This window comes from Bradyrhizobium sp. WBOS08, assembly GCF_024585125.1.
GTDB lineage: Bacteria > Pseudomonadota > Alphaproteobacteria > Rhizobiales > Xanthobacteraceae > Bradyrhizobium > Bradyrhizobium japonicum_B.
Map to the genome: position 1 here is coordinate 5464613 of NZ_CP028988.1, position 17666 is coordinate 5482278.

Here is a 17666-nt window from a genome sequence, read left to right on the forward strand (position 1 = left end):
CTTAGGCGCTGACCCGGCCGCCTGCGGCGGCGAGAATGGCATTGATGATCGGCTCATAGCCGGTGCAACGACAGATGTTGCCGGAGATGGCCTCGATGACCTCGTCGCGGCTCGGCGAGGGATTGCGGTCGAGCAGGGCTTTTGCGGCCATCAGCATGCCGGGCGTGCAATAACCGCACTGGGCGGCGAAATTGTCGGCAAACGCACGCTGGAGCGGATGCAGGTTCGGGCCCTGCTTCATGCCGTCGAGCGTTTCGATCGATCGGCCGGCGACCGTCTCGGCGAGCGTCAGGCAGGACAGGTGCAGCTCGCCGTCGACCAGCACGCTGCACGCCCCGCAGCCGCCCTGGCCGCAGCCGAATTTCGGCGTCATGTCGCCGATCAGCTCGCGCAGCGCGACCAGCAGATTGGTGCCGCCATCGACGAAGATCGCGACGTCGCGGCCGTTGTGACGAAATTGCAGCGGGATCTTTGCCATGGTGATCTATTCCTGGCCTGACAGCAGGCGGCGCAGGTGGACGCCGACGATCTCGCGGCGATACCAGGCGCTGCCGAGCGCGTTGTCGGATGGCGACGTTGCTTCGGTCGCTGCGGATGCAGCCGCTGCGATCGTAGGGGCATCCAGCGAGCGGCCCTCCAGCGCCCGCTCGGCGGCACGGGCGCGGATCTGGGTCGGCGCCATCGATCCCAGTGCGATGCGAGCGCCCGCGATCCGGCCGCCGCTGATCGGCAGATGCGCGGCCAGCGTGATGACCGAGCCGCCCTTGGGTTTGATCCGCGCGATCTTGCGATAGCGGAACGCTTCGGTGCCGGCCGGACGGGTGCAGGACACCGACAGCACGAGCGTGCCGGCCTGGCGGTCGCGCGCCTGCAGGAACTCCTCGATCGGAATGTCGCGCGCGCCAAAACCGCCTTGCACGGCCACGGTGGCATCGAGCGCCAGCAGCGCGACGGTGAAATCGCCGTAAGGGTTCGGCGCAAAGAGGTTGCCGCCGACGGTACCCATGTTGCGCACGGCCGGCCCGCCGATCGAGCGGGCGGGAGCATGCAGGAAGGCGAGGTCGCGTTCGGCGAGGATGCGGGCGAAGGTGACGCCGGCACCCAGGGTGATGCGCGGACCTGATGCGTCGATCCGGGTGAGGGCCTGATCCTGCGCGCGGACGACGGTCGAGATCGACACGTCGCCCTCGTTCAACGCGCGCATCACCAGCGTGCCGCCACCGAGATAGCGCGCGCTGCGATCCGACGACAGCGCGCCGGCCGCCTCGCTGGCGCTTGTAAAGGTCTTGATCGTCACGGCCATGATTATGCGGCCTCCCTCAGGTGTCGGCGGATCGCATCGAATCCGGCCTGATAGATGTCTTCGGCGACCATATGGGTGATGCGGTCCTTGTCCTCGGGCCTGGTGGTGAAGCGCGACTCCCAGTGCCAGAAGGTGCGGTCGCCGTCGGTGACCGGCAGCAGGCGGACATGGGCGACGTAGTTGAACATCGGGATCGGGGTATCGAGCAGGCAATAGCTGAAGCTCTGTTCGAGATCGGACAGCGCCAGCAATTGTTCGCGCAGCTCGGAGCCGTCCTTGAGCCTGAACCGCCTGACGCAGCCGATCTTGTCGGAGGATTGCGCGCGCTCGATGGAGGAGGTCGCGACCGCCGGATGCCAGCGATCATGCCCGTTGAAATCGCGCAGCATGGCCCACGCCGCATCGGTCGGCGCGTCCAGGATCGTGCTCTTGACGATATGCGGCACGGTCAGCCTCCGAACACGCGCTTCAGCGCGTCGAACCCACCCTGGAACACGCCGCCGCCGATGTTGCCGACGAGCTCGGTCTCGCGCTCCGGCGCGCAGTCGAACTCGGCGGTCCATTCCGCGAAGGTCTGGTCGCCGTCGGTGACCGGGGTCAGCCGCAGCGTCGCGACGTAGTTCTCGACGCCCATCGGAGATTCCAGGATCGAATAGGTACAGAACATGTCGTAGTCGGAGAGGCCCAGGAGCTTCTCGCGGATGCGGTCGCCGTTGCGCAGGCGGAAATCTCTGACGCAACCGATCTTGTCCGAGGGCTCCCCGCCTTCGATGCGGCTTTCGGCGATGGCCGGGTGCCAGTTCGGCAGGCCGTTGAAATCGCGCACCCGCGCCCAAACGCGGTCGTTGCGGGCGTTGATGACGGTGGAGACATAGACGCGGGCCATGGTGCGATCTCAGCTCTTCTTCCGCGGTCCGCGCTCGGTCGGCGGTTCGCTGCCTTCGGCCGCAGGCGGGGAGGCGGCCGGCTTGTCGCCGCCACCACCGCCCTTGCGCGCGGACTCCTTGATGCCCTGCATGTCGCGGGCTTCGCGAATCAGGCCCGGCATTTTTGCGAGGCTGCCGCCTTCGACGCCGATGTCGGCCAGGAGGGAGTCGATCAGCGGCGCCTGGACGCGGTAGCGCAGGGCGGAATCGATCACCTCGTCGGTGGCGCTGCGGCCGCCATTGCCGTTTCCATGGCCGTTGCCGTTGAGGCCGTCGACTTGGAGGATGCGGATGCCCTCGATCTTCTCCATCGGCTTGACGCTTTCGCGCACGATGCCCTCGATCCGGTCGAGCAGCTTTCTGCGGAACAGGGAGTAGCGAGCCTGATCGGTGAGCACGTTCTCGGCCTCGTTGAGCATCCGCTGCGCCTCGGCTTCGACGGCCGCGCGCACGCGCTCGGCCTCCGCGGCGATGCGGGTCTCCTCAGCCTGTTTCTCGGCGAGCAGCACTTCGACGGTCTTGCGGCGCTTTGCAATTTCGCTCTCGCGGGCGGTAATGACGCGCTCGCTCGCCTCCGTCGCCCGCATCCGTGCCTCCTCGGCCATGGCCTTGGCTGCGGATTCCTCCAGCGACTTCTGGTGGATGGCGATCGCCTTCTCCATCAGGACCGTCTCGACCTCCTTCTCCCGGTTGACCTCGAGCTTGCGCAGCTCGCGCTCGCGGCCGACGCGGGCCTCGTCGAGGCCGCGGTCGGAGGCGATGCGGGCGCGCTCGACCTCTTCGCGGGAGGCGATCTCGGCCTCCTGCAGCGACTGGACGCGGGCGACCTCGAGCTGCTCGATGGCGCGGCGGCGCTCGAGGCGCGCGGCTTCGAGCGCCTGCTCGCGCGAGACGTCCGTGGTCTCGACCTCCTTGCGGGCAACGATCTCGGCCTGCCGGACCTGGCGGTCGGCATCGATCCGTTCCGACTTTTTCGCGGAGAGCGCGATGACGCGGTCTTCGTCAGCAATCTCGATCGCCTTCTTCTGCTCGATGTTGAGCACCTCGCGCTTCTTGGACGAGTTGATGCGCTCGGCTTCGAGCGCCAGATCGACCGTTATACGTTGGCGCTCGATGGCGTCGCGCCGCTTCAGCTCGGCGGCCTCCAGCACGCCGGTGCGCTCGATCTCCAGCGAGCGCGTGTCGCGCTCGGCCTGGATGCGTTCGGCCGCGACCGCCTTCTCCTGGGCGATGCGCGCCGCCTCGATCGCCTCGCGGGAGGCGATGTCGGCTTCCTCGACGGCCCGGTTGCGAGCGATCTCCAGCGAGCGCACGCGCTCCTCCTGGGCGATGCGCGAGGCCTCGGTGGTCTCCCGCGCGGCGATGCCGGCGACGTCGAGGGCCTGGTTGCGCTCGATCTCCAGCTGCCGGGTATTCTGCTCGGCGGCGATGCGCTCGGCGGCAAGCGTCCGTTCGCGCGCGATGCGCGCGGCTTCGACGGCGCGCTGCGCCTCGATCTCGGCCTCCTGGATGGTGCGCACCTGGTGGATCTCCAGCGCGCGGGTGCGCTCGTCGGAGGAGATGCGCTCGACGTTGACGATCAGGGTCTGGGCGATGCGTGCCTTTTCGGTGGCCTCGCGGGCGGCGATCTCGGCTTCATCCACGGCGCGGGTGCGCTCGATCTCGCGGCGCCTGGTCTCCTCCTCGTTGGCGATGCGGGCGTCGGTGACGACGCGGTCCTGCTGGATGCGGGCCTTCTCGATCGCTTCGCGCGCGGCGATCTCGGCTTCCTCCACGGTGCGCATCCGCTCGATCTCGCGCTGGCGGACCTCGCGCTCCGACGCAATTCGCGTCGTATCGATCGAGCGCTGGTTGGCGATCCGGGTCTTCTCGATCTCCTCGCGCGCCAGCAGCTCCTTCTCCTCGATGGTGCGGGTGCGCTCGATCTCCTTTTGGCGGGTCTCGCGCTCGGAGGCGATGCGGGCCTCCGCGATCGCCTGCTCATTGGCGATCCGCGCGCGTTCGATCGCCTCGCGCGCCGAGATATGGGCCTGCTCGGCCTCGGTCTCGCGCAGCGCGCGCTCGCGGGCGACTTCCGTGCGCTGGAGCGCGCGGCGCATCTCGATGTCGCGTTCCTGCTCGAGCCGCGCGGTCTCGCTCTCGCGCTCGATGTCGAGCGCCTGACGCTCGGCCTCCAGGTTGCGGGTGCGGATCTTGATCATGGAGTCCTGCTCGATGTCGTTGCGCAGCTTGCGCCGGGCCTCGATGTCCTCCATCAGGCGGGTCAAGCCTTCGGCGTCGAACCGGTTCGAGGGGTTGAAGAATTCGAGGTCGGTCTGGTCGAGATCGGTGATGGCGACCGATTCCAGCTCGAGACCGTTCTGGGCGAGGGCTTGTGCCGCATTGGTCTTGACCCGCTCGACATAGTCGCCGCGCCGCTCATGCATTTCCTCCAGGGTCATTTCCGAAGCGACGGAGCGGATCGCGGAAATGAACTTGCCGGCCAGCAGCGCGTGCAGCTGTTCCGGCTCCATGGTGCGGCGGCCGAGCGTCGCGGCCGCGATCGAGACGGCTTCACGGGTCGCCTGGACGCGGACGTAGAAGTCGGCCTCGATGTCGACCCGCATCCGATCGCGGGTAATCACCGCATCCTGCTTGGAACGCACGATGCCCATCGGCAGCACGTTCATGTTGACGGAGGTGTAGTCGTGGATGAAGGGCAGCACGAAGGCGCCGCCGTTGATCACCACGCGCTCGCCGAGGAAGCCGGTCCGGACGAACGACACCTCTTTGGAAGAGCGGTGGTAGAGCCAGTTGACGATGTAGACACCGACCACGATGACGACGACTGCGACGATCAGCCAGAGGATGAGCTCGCCGACCAGGATCCCTGACATGTTTCTCTCCCTCGATCGTTCCGGCGTTACTGCGCGCCGATCGCCTTGAATTTGCGCACCTGCTCCGTCAGAGCCCGCTCGACCGGCAGCCGCTCCATCGATGAGGCGCCGTAGAAGCCGTGGCAGTAGCGGGTGTTCTTCATGATGAAATCGGCATCGGCGGGATCCGCGATCGGGCCGCCGTGAGCGAGCACCAGGATATCGGGATTGACGCTGAGCGCGGCGGAGGCCCAGACGTCGATGCGCGCCGGGCAGTCCTTCAGCTTTGCTGCGGTCTGCGCGCCGATCGTGCCGCCGGTCGTGAGCCCGAGATGGCAGACGATGATGTCGGCGCCGGCGATCGCCATCGCGGCGGCTTCCTTCTCGCTGAAGACGTACGGCGTCGTCAGGAGGTCCTTCTCCCGCGCTTTGGCGATCATGTCGATCTCCAGCGCGTAGGACATGCCGGTTTCCTCGAGGTTGGCGCGGAACACGCCGTCGATCAGACCCACCGTCGGAAAATTCTGCACGCCGGCAAAGCCGAGCGTCTTCAACTGGTCGAGAAAGACGTCCATGTCGCGGAACGGATCGGTGCCGTTGACGCCGGCGAGCACTGGCGTCTTGCTGACCACGGGCAGCACTTCGCCGGCCATCTCCAGCACTATGGCGTTGGCGTCGCCGTAAGCCATCAGCCCCGCCAGCGAGCCGCGACCGGCCATGCGATAGCGGCCGGAATTGTAGATCACGATGAGATCGACGCCGCCGGCCTCCTCGCACTTGGCGGACAGGCCGGTGCCGGCCCCGCCGCCGACGATCGGCTCGCCGCGCTTCGCCATCTCGCGGAATCGTTTCAGGAGTGCAGCGCGCTCAAACCGGGCCATCGGTCACCTCGCTAGCCTCCGCCGCGCCCCGGTGCGGCCGAACAGGGTTCGGAATGCACTGACGATGGCGGCGGCGAAATCGGGATCGTTGATGTTGTTGGGAATGCGGATGAGCTGGCGGTTGCCGGTCTGCCGCACGTCGCGCTCCAGCGCGCGGAACAGGGCGGCATCAGCGTCCGGGTCCCAGAATGGCTGGCCGCGCGCATCGAGTGCGGAGACGCCGCCCTCGGGCAGGAAGAAGCGCACCGGGCCATCCATCTGGTTGAGCCGTTCGGCGATCCAGCGGCCCATCCGCTCATTCTCTTCGACAGTCGTCCGCATCAGCGTCACCTGCGGATTGTGGACGTGGAACTTGCGGCCGCGGTAGCGTTCGGGAATTGTGTCGGGCGCGCCGAAATTGACCATGTCGAGCGCGCCGACCGAGCCGACATAGGGCAGGCGGGTGCGGATGATCGCGCCGAAGCGATCCTCGGTGGCGGGAAACACGCCGCCCATCAGCAAGTCGCAGATCTCGGTCGTCGTAATATCGATGACGCCGGCGAGCTGGCCGGATTCGACCAGCTTCTCCATCGAGCGGCCGCCGACGCCGGTGGCGTGGAAAACGAGACATTCGAAGTCCGCGCCCAGATCCGCCGCGATCTTCTGGACCGCCGGTGTCGTCACGCCGAACATGGTGATGCCGACCGTAGGCAGTGCTGTGTTGGCGGCGCGCTGCCCGGCCTCGCGCTGATCGAGGCGCGCCTTGACCATGCCCGCGATCGCGTTGGCGCCGTTCGACAGCACGGCGCGCGAGATCGAGTTCAGTCCCTGAATGTCGGTGACCGAGTGCATCATGGTGATGTCGGCGGGGCCGACATAGGGCCCGATATCGCCGGAGGCGACGGATGAGATGATCAGCTTGGGCACGCCGACCGGCAGGGTGCGCATGCCCGGGGCAACCAGCGAGGCCGCGCCCGAGCCGCCGGCCGAGATCACACCGGCGACATTGCCCTGGCGCCGCAGCCAGTTGGCGAACGCGTCCGCCATCGCCGTCACGGCCGCGCCGCGGTCGGCGCCGAACACGGCGGCGCCGCCGCGGCCATGGTTCAGCGCGATCTCCTGCGCGGAGACATCGCAGCTGGCGTGCCTGCCGCTGGTGGAGACGTCGACCAGCCGCGTGCGCAGGCCGGTCTCGGCGACGATGTCGCGGATGAAGCGGAGCTCAGTTCCCTTGGTGTCGAGCGTGCCGACGACCAGCACGACCGGCGGCCCCGACGACTGCGACGTCGCCGACTCGCGCTTGCGCCGCGCCGTCTCGTCGAGGCGCGATACCTGCGTCGAGAGCGTGCGTGCCGCCGCTTCGATCCGGGCGATCGGCGCGGGTTGGGACCAGCGTGTCGGCGGCGTCGGGTTGGAGATGTAGATCCGGATCGGGCCGCTCGGTCGGGCGGCCTGCGGCGCCGGCTTCGCCTCCGGGCCTGCCGCCGGCACGTCGAGATCCGGCGTAAGCTCGGCATGCAAGCCGACGCCGAGCAGGCGCTGCTGCAACTCGCGGTCGGCTGCGAGCCGCGCCGAGTCGATGATGCGGTTGATGCGGCCGTTGACCATGATCGCGACGTTGCGCGAGATCGCGGTCGCCACGCCGATGTTCTGCTCGATCACGAGCACGGACATGTCGCCGTCCTCACCCAATCGCAGCAGCATCTCCTCGACCTGGGCGACGATGACGGGCGCGAGGCCTTCGGTCGGTTCGTCCATGACGAGGAGTTGCGGGTTGGTCAGCAGCGCGCGCGCGATCGCCAGCATCTGCTGCTCGCCGCCGGAGAGCTGGCTGCCGCCATGGTCCTTGCGCTCGGCGAGGCGCGGAAACGTGTCGTAGATGCGCTCGACGGTCCAGGCGCCCGACCGCATCCCGCCGGCAAGTTGGAGATGCTCGTCCACGCTGAGCGAGCGCCAGAGGCGGCGGCCTTGCGGCACATAGCCGACGCCGAGGCGCGCGATGTGAGCGGGCGGCCGCCGTGTGATGTCCTCGCCGCGGACCCGGATCGAGCCACCGCTGACCGGCACCAGCCCCATGATGGCTTTGCACAGCGTGGTCTTGCCCATGCCGTTGCGGCCGACGACGGAGAACACGCCGCTCTCCAGCGAAAGGTCGACGCCCTGGAGCGCGTGCGAATGGCCGTAATAGACGTCGAGCCCGCGGACCTCGAGCGCAGCAGAATTGCGGCGGGCCTCATTCATGGCCGCCTCCGAGATATAGCTCCTGCACTTCGGGATCGGACTGAATCTCTTCCGGCGGGCCTTCCTTGAAGATGCGGCCGTTGTGCATCATCGTCACGCTCTCGACGACGCGCAGCGCCACGTCCATGTCGTGCTCGATGATGATGTAGCCGATATGGGTCGGCAGCGAGGTCAGGATCTCGATCAGCTCGGCGCGCTCGGTCGGCGAGAGCCCTGCGGCCGGTTCGTCGAACAGCACGAAGCGCGGGGCGCCGGCGAGCGCCAGCGCGATTTCGAGCTGGCGCTGCTGCCCGTGCGCGAGCTCGGCGACGCGCTGGTCCTTGACCCCGGTCAGATGCACTGCCTGCACCAGGCTGTCGGCGGCGTGCATCAGCGCGTCGTTGTGGCCGGGACGCAGGAACGAGAACCGTCCGCGCGAGACGCCGCGGCAGGCGAGGTAGACGTTGTCCTGCACGGTGAGGCCGGGAAACAGCGCGGAGATCTGATAGGTGCGCCGCAGCCCCCGGCGGATGCGTTCATAGGGTGGGAAATGCGTGACGTCTTCGCCGAAGAAGCGGATCGTGCCCGATGTCGGCGGGAAGTCGCCGGTGATGCAGTTGAACAGCGTGGTCTTGCCGGCGCCGTTGGAGCCGAGCACCGCGCGGCGTTCGCCGGGACGCACGGTGATGGTGACGTCGGTCAAGGCCGCCAGCGCGCCGAACAGCCGCGTCACGCCGCGCAGTTCCAGTGCTGCGCCGGCGCCGACGGCGGAAAGGCGCTGGGCGACGCTATCCATGGCCGCGCCCTCCGCCCTGGCGGCTCGTCTCGCGAAGCCGGCTCTGGCGCCAGCGCTGCCAGAGACCGATGACGCCGTCCGACGACCAGAACACGATGGCGAGAAAGCCGAGGCCGATCAGCAGGCGGAAGCGGTTGCCGTCGAGCCCGATCTTGACCAGGAAGTCGAGCGCGAAGGTGCGCAGGAGCACGAAGACCAGCGCGCCGATATAAGGACCGACCGGGCGGGTGATGCCGCCGACGACGGCGATGATGAGGATGTCGATGCAGGCGCCGACGCTGACCGAGCCGGGCGAGATCTGGCGGTAGTTCCAGACCTGGAGCACACCGGCAAGGCCAGCGATGAAGGACGCCACCGCATAGGCCGCGACGCGGTGGGCATTGACGTTGAAGCCCAGCGCGGACATGCGGCGCGGATTGTCGCGCACGCCCTGGAGGGCGAGACCGAATGGCGCGCGGGAGATGTAGTCGACCGCGAAATAGCAGAGCCCGGCTGTCGCCAGTACGACATAGTAGAACGGAATGTCCGCCCGCCAGTCGACACCCCAGAAACGCGGCGTCGAAACGTTGTTGATGCCGGTGTGGCCGTTGAAGATCGCCCAGTTCTGGTTGGTGAAGTAGTAGAACGCGGCGCCGATCGCCAGCGTGATCATGATGGTGTAGATGCCCTCGGTGCGCACCGCCAGCGCGCCGCCGAGCGTGCCGAAGACGACTGCCAGCGTCAGCGCCATCGGCACCGCCAGCCACCACGGCCAGCCGAGGCTGATATTGGCATTGCCGCTGACGCCGAACACCGCGACCATGTAGGCGCAGAAGCCCGCGATGGTGAGCTGCATCAGGCTGACCATGCCGCCATATCCGGCCAGGAACATCAGGCTGAGCGCGACGGTGCCGAGGATCAAGGTGGTGGCAAAGATCTCGATCAGGAAGAAGCCGTTGGCGATCAGCGGCATGATCAGCAGGATGGCCGCCACGATCCAGGCCGCGGGATTGTTGATGTCGGGCCAGGCGCGCGCAGCCGGCCGTCCCACCGTCGACGCGGGCCTGTGAACCTGAACGCGGGCGTCATGCGTGACGGACATCTCAGCGCCTCGCCAGCAGGCCCTGCGGCCGAAGCGCCAGCACCAGCACCATGATCAGGAAGGTCACGACGATGGCGTAGGTCGGGATGTAGACCGAGCCGAGCTGCTCGGCGAGGCCGATGATCAGCGCGCCGAGCGCGGCGCCGGGAATCGAGCCCATGCCGCCCACGATCACGACGACGAGCGAGGCGAGCAGGAAACGGATGTCCTCGCCGGGCGAGAGCGACTGGAAGGTGCCGCCGACCACGCCGGCGATGCCGGCAAGCCCGGCGCCGAGCGCGAAGACGAGCACGAAGACGACCTGGATGCGGACGCCGGTCGCGGCGAGGATGTCGCGGTCGTCGACGCCGGCGCGGATGATCATGCCTGCCCGGGTGCGGTTGAGCGCGAGCCACATCGCGATGCCGATGACCGCGGAGGCGAGGAAGATCACGAGCCGGACCAGCGGATAGCGCAGATAGACCGGCTCGCCCGAGGATTTCACCGCGGTGAGCAGCGGCAGCTCGATCGGGCCGATCAGCCAGTTTGGGGTCTGGATCTGGTAGAAGTCGCCGCCGCAGGCCCACAGCATGAGGTCGGCGAACACGATCGAGAGCCCGATCGTCACCATGGTCTGGCGCAGGTCCTGGCCCTCCATGCGGCGGAACACGAGAACCTGGAGCAGCACGCCGACCAGCGCGGTCAGGACGAAGGCGACGATGAACGACAGCACCCAGGAGCCGGTGGAGGCGCTGATGGCATAGCCGACATAGCCGCCGAACAGATAGAGCGAGCCGTGCGCGAGATTGACGTTGCGCATCAGGCCGAAGATCAGCGTGAAGCCGCTGGCGACGAGGAAATAGAGACCTCCGAGCGTGATGCCGTTGAAGAGCGCGTTGAGAAACACCCGCTTGCGGCCGACAGCCTCTTCGAGGCCCGGCGGCCATACCGCGAAGATCAGCCACAGCGCCACCGCGACCGCGATGATGACGATCAATGCCCAGGCGGGATGACGCTCGACGAAGCGGCTCATGATTGCCGTTCCGTCTCGATGTCGATCCAACCCTCTCCCTGCAAGCGAGGTGAGGGGGCGCGCAGACCGTCACCGGCCGCAAGCCCTGCCATGAACGTGCGCTCCCTGTCGACCGCGGTCCTCGTGTCGGGACCGCGTTCCGCACATCCTAATGGGGCTGATGGGGACGCATTTGATCGTGAGTATCTTTTCGCGCGCCCGTCAGGCGCGCAAAACCTTGGCGGCGCGGCGATAATCGGTCGGGGCCATCCCGACATTGGCGGCGAAGAAACGCGTGAAGCCGCTTTGCGAGGAGAAGCCGAGATCGAAGCCGATATCGGCGATCGGCGCCTCGCTCGCCACCAGCGCCTCCAGCGCCTGCTCCATCATCAGCGTGTTGAGATAGAGGTGCGGCGTGACGCCGGTCTGGGTGCGGAACAGCCGGTAGAAGTGCGGTCGCGACAGGCCGGATTCGCGCGCGATGGTGTCGAGCTCGATCTCGGCGCCGGGACTTTCCGACATCATCTTGATGCACTTGCGCACGCGAAAATCGGTGACGGAGCCGTTCGCGCGCGGATCGCGCGCGGCCTCCGCCTGTTGCCAACTCTCGTCGTAGCAGATGTCGATCAGCCTTCTCAGCTCGCCGTCGAGGCTGTTGAGCGAGGGGGCGCCGCAGACGAGGGCGGCTGCGTGCCTGATATGCTTGTCCAGCGCGACCGACCGCGTGAACTGGGTCCGGCCGAAGCGCAACCGGTCGGTGCCGGGCGCATCGGGCGCAAACCATTCCGCGTTGACATAGAGCACGAAGAAAACGGCGCCGCCTTCGAGGTCGGACGGCAGGAAATTATGCGGCTCCCATGGATTGACGGCGACGACGGAACCTTCGGTGAGTTCGTAACGTCCATCGCTGACATCGATGCATGCGGGACGCCCCCCGACATGGAAGATCAAATGACCTTCACGATGCGCGTGGATGTTGAAAGGGCGGTTCAACTGATAGACCGTCGCCCGGCCGAAGCGGCCGTGGAAGACGGCGAGCGCCCGGCTCATGCCTTCCCTCCCAGAAGCTCTTCGTTTTTCCGATAGCGTTCAACAACCGGGGAGAGAATGCAAGTGCGCCACGCGTCGCGCCTTTACAAATCTCTCCCCGGTCAGTCATCGCCCGCGATGGGACTACGTCAGTACTTCTTACATTCCGGTACTGTACGGCTTGGCAAACCGATCTTGGCGAACACTGCAGGATCATAGCCCAGCGTCTGGTTGACGTTGGGGATCACCTTCACGACCTTCGAGAACAGCGCGCCCTTGCCGTCGTCGACGACTTCGGTGACGAAGTTCGTGCCGATCGCCTGCCGGTTGGAGTCGAGCTTGATCTTGCCGTTGGGCGCGTCGATCTCGATCTTGGCGAGGGCTTCCTTGTACTTGGCCTGGTTGTTGGAGAGATCGCCGTTGACCTGACGCAGCGCCATGATCAGCGCCATCGTCGAACCGTAATAGTTGGTGGCGAGCAGTGACGGGCTCGGGAAGCGCTTGTTGGGCGGGAAGGCGTCCTGATAGGCCTTCACGAATTTCTGCCAGCCCGGATCCTCCCAGGTGTCGGCCTGTCCGCTCGCCGCGATGGTGCCGATCAGAGCGTTCTTGGCGTTGCCCTTGGACGACAGGATGGTCTGGTCGATCATGATGGAGCCGCCCATCAGATGCGCCTTGCCGCCGGCCTGTTGATATTGGTTGAGGAAGTTGACGGCGTCGGCGCCGCCGAGGCCCAGATAGATCGCATCGACATCGTCGGGCAGCGCCGCGATGACCGAGGCGAAGTCCTTGGTGCCGAGCGGCACCCATTGCCGGTTGGTGACCTGTCCGCCGGCGCCGCAGAATTCGAGCACGAGGCCGAACACCTGGGTGTAGATGAAGGAATAGTCCTCGCCGACGGTCGCGATCTTGCGATACTTCTTCTCCTCATAGGCGTATTTGCCGAGGCCAACCTGCCACTGCGCGCCGTCCATGTTGTAGCGGAAGAAGTTCGGGGCGGGATCGACATAGGTCGTTTCCTGGGCACCCGAGGCGGCGTTGATGAAGGTCAGCTCCGGATGGGTCTTGGCGAAATTCTTGACGGCGATGCCTTCGTCGCCGGATAGCGGGGACAGCAGGATCTGCACCTTGTCCTGCTCGATCAGTTTGCGCACGGCACGGACCGCGGAATCGGGCGTGGCGTCGGTGGAGGCGATGATGAACTCGAGCTCCTTGTCGCCGACCTTCTTGCCCAGCACGTTGAGCGCGGTCTGGTGGCCGCGGATACCGTCCTCGCCGAGCACCGTGTAGGTGCCTTCGAGCGTGGCGGTGACGCCGACCTTGATCTTCTCCTGCGCGATCGCCGCGCCTGAAAGAAACAGGCTGCTCAGCGCGAGCAGTCCCACACTGCATTTCGACATTTTGCTCCTCCCTGTATCGCAGCTTTGTTGCCGCGCGACGCCCGTGGCTCTCGAACAGCCCGCGGCTTTGGAGGGAAGCTAGCCGAAGTCGAATGCGCCTGCCCGCGTGCGCGCCTCGTCCGGTTTAACGGGCAGTCTCATTTTTGAATGTTGCGGCGCAAGTTGTTTTGCAGTGCAAGCGGCCACCAGGCTGTGCCTCGATGCATCGCCGTCCTCGGCATCTCACACCCAGCCGCCATCCACGATGTAGTGCTGAGCGGTGCAGGCGGAGGCTTCGTCGGAGGCGAGAAAGACGGTGAACCTGGCGACCTCGTCGGGCACGAGCTTGCGCTTCAGGCATTGCCGCTGCATCAGCTCCACCTCGCCCTCCGGCGTCATCCATTTCTCGAGCTGGCGCTCGGTCATGATCCAGCCCGGCGCGATCGCGTTCACGCGGATATTGTAGGGACCATAGTCGCGCGCCAAGGAGCGCGTCAGACCGATGACGCCGGACTTGCTGGCCGTGTACGCAGCCATGCCGCCTTGTCCGGCGATCCACGACACCGAGCCGAAATTAATGATGGCGCCGGCCTTTGCCGCCTTCATGTCCGGCAGCACGGCCTGCGCCGCAAAGAACTGGTGCTTCAGGTTCACCGCGATGCGATCGTCCCAATACTCCGGGGTCATCTCCTCGGTCTTGTGCCGTTCGTCATTCGCCGCATTGTTGACGAGGATGTTGATCGCGCCGTGCGCGCTGCGCGCCTCCGCGACGCCGGCTCGCAACGCGGCGATATCGGTGAGGTCGACGTGCCGGAAATGCGCGGCCAGACCCTGATCGGACAACTCGCTCGCGAGGCGTTGACCTTCCTCGGCCTTGATGTCGAAGAACACGACCTCGGATTTCTGTTGCGCGAAGCGCCGCACGATCGCAGCGCCAATTCCCGATGCGCCACCGGTGACAAGAACGACCTTGCGGGCGAGGTCGGAATAAACGGCGGTCATGGACACCTCTCGAGTTGCGTTTGCGGGACGGCGCAGGGCGCCGCCATATCTCCCTGGACCAACCTTAGCTGTTCCCATCTGAGGTCCATAGATCAGAATTTTAGTTGCGCACCTCAAAAATCGAAGGCAGGATTGCGATCAACGAATAAAAGCCGGTGGGAGGATGTGATGAGACTGCTTGGGAAGCTGGGACTCGCCGCTGCCGCCTGTCTGCTTTGGGCCAATTCGGCCGCAGCCGACACCACGATCAAATGGCTGCACATCGAGGTCAACCCGGCCCAGGTGAAGATCTGGGAGGAGGTTGCGCGCAACTACGAGGCGTCGCACCCCGGCGTGAAGGTCGAGATGCAGTTCCTCGAGAACGAGGCTTACAAGGCCAAGCTGCCGACCATCCTGCAATCGAAGGACCGGCCGCACATCATCTATAGTTGGGCCGGCGGAGTGCTGAAGGCGCAGGTCGAGGCGGGCGTGCTGGAAGACATCACCGATTCCGTGAGGAGCGGCGGCTACGGCGACACGATCGCACCGGCGGCGCTCGCCGCCTTCACCCAGAACGGCCGCGTCTTTGGACTTCCGATCGCGCTATCGCAGGTCGGCTTCCTCTACAACAAGGATTTGATGGCCAAGGGTAATGTCGATGCAAGTAAGATCAAGACATGGGACGATCTGCTCGGCGCGGTGAAAACGCTGAAGGCCGCGGGCGTTACGCCGATTGTGGTTGGCGGTGCCGACAAATGGCCGCTGCATTTCTACTGGACGCATCTCGCAGTGCGCGTCGGCGGCAAGCCGGCCTTCGATGCAGCGCTGAAGGGTGAGAATGGTGGCTTCGCCGGGGAGACCTTCCAGAAATCCGGCGAGCTGTTCAAGCAGCTGGTCGATCTCCAGCCGTTCCAGAACGGCTTCCTCGGCTTCAAGAACCCGCAGGCCGTCGGCTATTTCGGTGACGGAAAGGCCGCGATGATCCTGGCCATCTCGTCCTTCTATCACACCCAGCGCGCACTCGCCGCCGACAAGGTCGGTCTCGGCGACGACAAGCTTGGCTGGTTCGATTTTCCGGTCGTACCCGGCGGCAAGGGTGAGCCGTCGGACACGCTCGGCGGCATCACCGGCTGGTTGATCACCAAGGGGGCGCCCAAGGAAGCCACCGACTTCCTGAAATTCTTTATCTCCAAGGACGTGCAGGCGCGGCTTGCCGCCGGCAACTTCATCGTTCCCGTCGTCAAGGGCGGCGAGGCCGGCTTCAACAGCGCCTTCATGAAGCAGATCGCGGCCAATCTGGCGAAGTCCAACTATCACCAGAACTTCTATGACCAGAGCCTGGGCCCCTCCGTCGGCCGCGTCGTCAATGATGTCACCGCGGAAATCGCCGGTGGCAGCATGAACCCGCGGGACGCTGCGAAAGCCATCGAGGCGGCGTGGAAGCAGGGCAATTGAGGTGGCGCGGCGGATCGCGATCGCGCCGGCGATGCGTGTTGCCGCCGAGACGGCGCCGCGGGCCGCGATTCGCGGCCCGAGCTGGGACGGCCGCTTCACGGTCCTGATCCTGTTCCTGCCGCCGGCGCTGCTGTTGTTCACCCTGTTCGTGGTGTTGCCGATCGGCGAGGCCGCCTGGTACTCGGCCTTCAACTGGAACGGGTTCGGCAGGCCAACCAACTGGATCGGATTCGACAATTACCGTTTCGTGCTGGAGACGCGCGCCTTCTGGCTCGCACTGCGCAACAACGGGCTGATCATCGCGGTCTCGCTCGCGATCCAGCTGCCGCTTGCGCTGACGCTGGCGCTGATGCTCGCCGAGCGCTTTCGGGGAGCCGTGGCGCTGCGCATGCTGTTCTTCATGCCCTACATCCTGGCCGAGATCGCGACCGGGCTGATCTTCTCGTTCGTCTATGACGGCGACTACGGCCTGGTCGCCTCGATCTGGCGCGCCTTCGGCGCCGAGCCGCCGCATCTTCTGGCCTCGACCGACACGGCGATGCTGGCGGTGCTGGTCGTGATCGTCTGGAAGTATTTCGGCTTCCACATGATGCTGTTCATCGCCGCGCTCCAGGGCCTCGACAAGAGCCTGGTCGAGGCGGCGAGAATAGACGGTGCGACGCGCTCGCAGGCGCTGCGTCACGTCGTAATCCCCTTGCTCTATCCGACGATCCGGCTCTCGGTGTTCTTCGCCATCGTCGGCTCGCTGCAGCTGTTCGACCTGGTCATGCCGCTGACGCGCGGGGGCCCTGCGGACTCCTCCAACACCATGGTGAGCTTCCTCTACAACAACGGCATCTCGCGCATGCGGGTCGGCTACGGCAGCGCCATCGGCGTGATCCTGTTCGTGATCTGCGTGACCTTTGCCTTCACCTACAAGCGATGGTTCATGCGCGATGAGTAGTGCCGAAATCGCCCGCGCGCCGTTCGATCCCGCCGTGCCGCTCAAGACGGTGTTCCTCGCCGTCGTCACCGTCTTCGTGCTGGTGCCACTGCTCGCGACCGTGCTCGGAGGCTTCAAGTCGCTCGGCGAACTGCGGGTCAATCCGTTCGGCTGGCCCATGCACTGGGAGTGGCAGAATTACGCCGACATCCTGTTTTCGGCGCGTTACTGGCAGCTCCTGCGCAACTCGCTGATCATCTCGACGCTCACGGTGACGTTGACCCTGATCGTCGCGTCGATGGCGGCTTTCACCTTCGCCCATGTCAAGTTCTACGGCAGCTCGATGCTGCTGAGCTACCTGACGCTCGGCCTGCTGTTTCCGGCCGCGACCGCGGTGCTGCCCCTGTTCATCAAGGTACGCGACCTCGGACTGCTCGACACCTATTTCGGCGTCGCGCTGCCGCAGGTGGCCTTCGGCCTCGCCATGAGCGTGCTGCTGCTGCGGCGCTTCTTCAAGGACATTCCGCACGAGCTGCTCGAGGCGGCGCTGGTCGACGGCTGTAGCTACATCAAGTTCTTCCGCTACGTGACATTGCCGCTGTCTCGGCCGATCCTGGCGACCGTCGGCACCATCACCTTCGTCAACAGCTGGAACGCCTATCTGCTGCCGCTCGTGATGCTCAACACCGATGCGCTCTATCCCTGGCCGCTCGGCATCATGGTCTACCAGGGCGAATATTCGTCCGAATGGCACCTGATCCTGGCCTTCATCACGCTCACCATCCTGCCGACGATCATTCTGTTCCTGCTGGCACAGAAACACATCGTCGCCGGTCTCACCGCAGGCGCGGTGAAGGGATGAGGACTT

At 65.9% G+C, this 17666-nt stretch carries 16 protein-coding genes; 3 read left to right on the plus strand and 13 right to left on the minus strand.

The window, feature by feature from the left end:
* Nucleotide 1: 1 nt before the first annotated feature.
* From DCM80_RS25630 to DCM80_RS25690, 13 genes are all read right to left on the minus strand, one after another.
* On the minus strand, nt 2-478 hold the full coding sequence (locus DCM80_RS25630) for a (2Fe-2S)-binding protein (RefSeq protein ID WP_028136907.1): 477 nt from the start codon (nt 476-478) through the stop codon (nt 2-4).
* A gap of 6 nt (nt 479-484) precedes the next feature.
* Nucleotides 485-1303: a xanthine dehydrogenase family protein subunit M gene (locus DCM80_RS25635; RefSeq protein WP_257194275.1), complete on the minus strand. Its 819-nt coding sequence runs from the start codon at nt 1301-1303 to the stop codon at nt 485-487.
* 2 nt (nt 1304-1305) lie between these two features.
* Nucleotides 1306-1749: an SRPBCC family protein gene (locus DCM80_RS25640; protein WP_257180444.1), complete on the minus strand. Its 444-nt coding sequence runs from the start codon at nt 1747-1749 to the stop codon at nt 1306-1308.
* A gap of 2 nt (nt 1750-1751) precedes the next feature.
* A complete protein-coding gene (locus tag DCM80_RS25645) occupies nt 1752-2189 on the minus strand; it encodes an SRPBCC family protein (protein ID WP_257194276.1) in 438 nt (145 codons plus the stop codon).
* A 9-nt stretch (nt 2190-2198) separates the two neighbouring features.
* Complete coding sequence (locus DCM80_RS25650; protein WP_257194277.1) at nt 2199-5105, minus strand: flotillin family protein; 2907 nt, start codon at nt 5103-5105, stop codon at nt 2199-2201.
* Between the two features lie 26 nt (nt 5106-5131).
* Nucleotides 5132-5965, minus strand: a complete 834-nt coding sequence (locus DCM80_RS25655) for a phosphoenolpyruvate hydrolase family protein (RefSeq protein WP_028136902.1) — start codon at nt 5963-5965, stop codon at nt 5132-5134.
* 3 nt (nt 5966-5968) lie between these two features.
* Nucleotides 5969-8185, minus strand: a complete 2217-nt coding sequence (locus tag DCM80_RS25660) for an ABC transporter permease (protein ID WP_257194278.1) — start codon at nt 8183-8185, stop codon at nt 5969-5971.
* Nucleotides 8178-8960, minus strand: coding sequence for an ABC transporter ATP-binding protein (locus tag DCM80_RS25665; RefSeq protein ID WP_257194279.1), 783 nt, complete (start codon nt 8958-8960; stop codon nt 8178-8180). Before DCM80_RS25665 ends, DCM80_RS25660 begins: the two co-directional genes overlap by 8 nt.
* Nucleotides 8953-10041 carry a branched-chain amino acid ABC transporter permease gene (locus DCM80_RS25670; RefSeq protein WP_257194280.1) on the minus strand — a complete coding sequence of 363 codons (1089 nt, stop codon included), beginning with the start codon at nt 10039-10041 and terminating at the stop codon, nt 8953-8955. The genes DCM80_RS25665 and DCM80_RS25670 overlap by 8 nt, the downstream gene beginning before the upstream one ends.
* A gap of 1 nt (nt 10042) precedes the next feature.
* A complete protein-coding gene (locus tag DCM80_RS25675; protein WP_257180435.1) occupies nt 10043-11053 on the minus strand; it encodes a branched-chain amino acid ABC transporter permease in 1011 nt (336 codons plus the stop codon).
* Between the two features lie 201 nt (nt 11054-11254).
* Complete coding sequence (locus tag DCM80_RS25680; protein ID WP_028136897.1) at nt 11255-12082, minus strand: AraC family transcriptional regulator; 828 nt, start codon at nt 12080-12082, stop codon at nt 11255-11257.
* Nucleotides 12083-12210: 128 nt separating this feature from the next.
* A complete protein-coding gene (locus DCM80_RS25685; protein WP_257194281.1) occupies nt 12211-13461 on the minus strand; it encodes an ABC transporter substrate-binding protein in 1251 nt (416 codons plus the stop codon).
* Between the two features lie 222 nt (nt 13462-13683).
* Nucleotides 13684-14442, minus strand: coding sequence for an SDR family NAD(P)-dependent oxidoreductase (locus DCM80_RS25690; RefSeq protein ID WP_257194282.1), 759 nt, complete (start codon nt 14440-14442; stop codon nt 13684-13686).
* A 168-nt stretch (nt 14443-14610) separates the two neighbouring features.
* On the opposite strand from DCM80_RS25690, the gene DCM80_RS25695 reads away from it, so the two are divergent.
* From DCM80_RS25695 to DCM80_RS25705, 3 genes are read left to right on the plus strand one after another with little or no spacing between them, the layout of a single operon-like run.
* Nucleotides 14611-15876: an extracellular solute-binding protein gene (locus DCM80_RS25695; RefSeq protein ID WP_257194283.1), complete on the plus strand. Its 1266-nt coding sequence runs from the start codon at nt 14611-14613 to the stop codon at nt 15874-15876.
* Between the two features lies 1 nt (nt 15877).
* Complete coding sequence (locus DCM80_RS25700) at nt 15878-16819, plus strand: carbohydrate ABC transporter permease (protein WP_257194284.1); 942 nt, start codon at nt 15878-15880, stop codon at nt 16817-16819.
* Nucleotides 16812-17660 carry a carbohydrate ABC transporter permease gene (locus DCM80_RS25705; RefSeq protein ID WP_257194285.1) on the plus strand — a complete coding sequence of 283 codons (849 nt, stop codon included), beginning with the start codon at nt 16812-16814 and terminating at the stop codon, nt 17658-17660. Before DCM80_RS25700 ends, DCM80_RS25705 begins: the two co-directional genes overlap by 8 nt.
* Nucleotides 17661-17666: the final 6 nt, after the last annotated feature.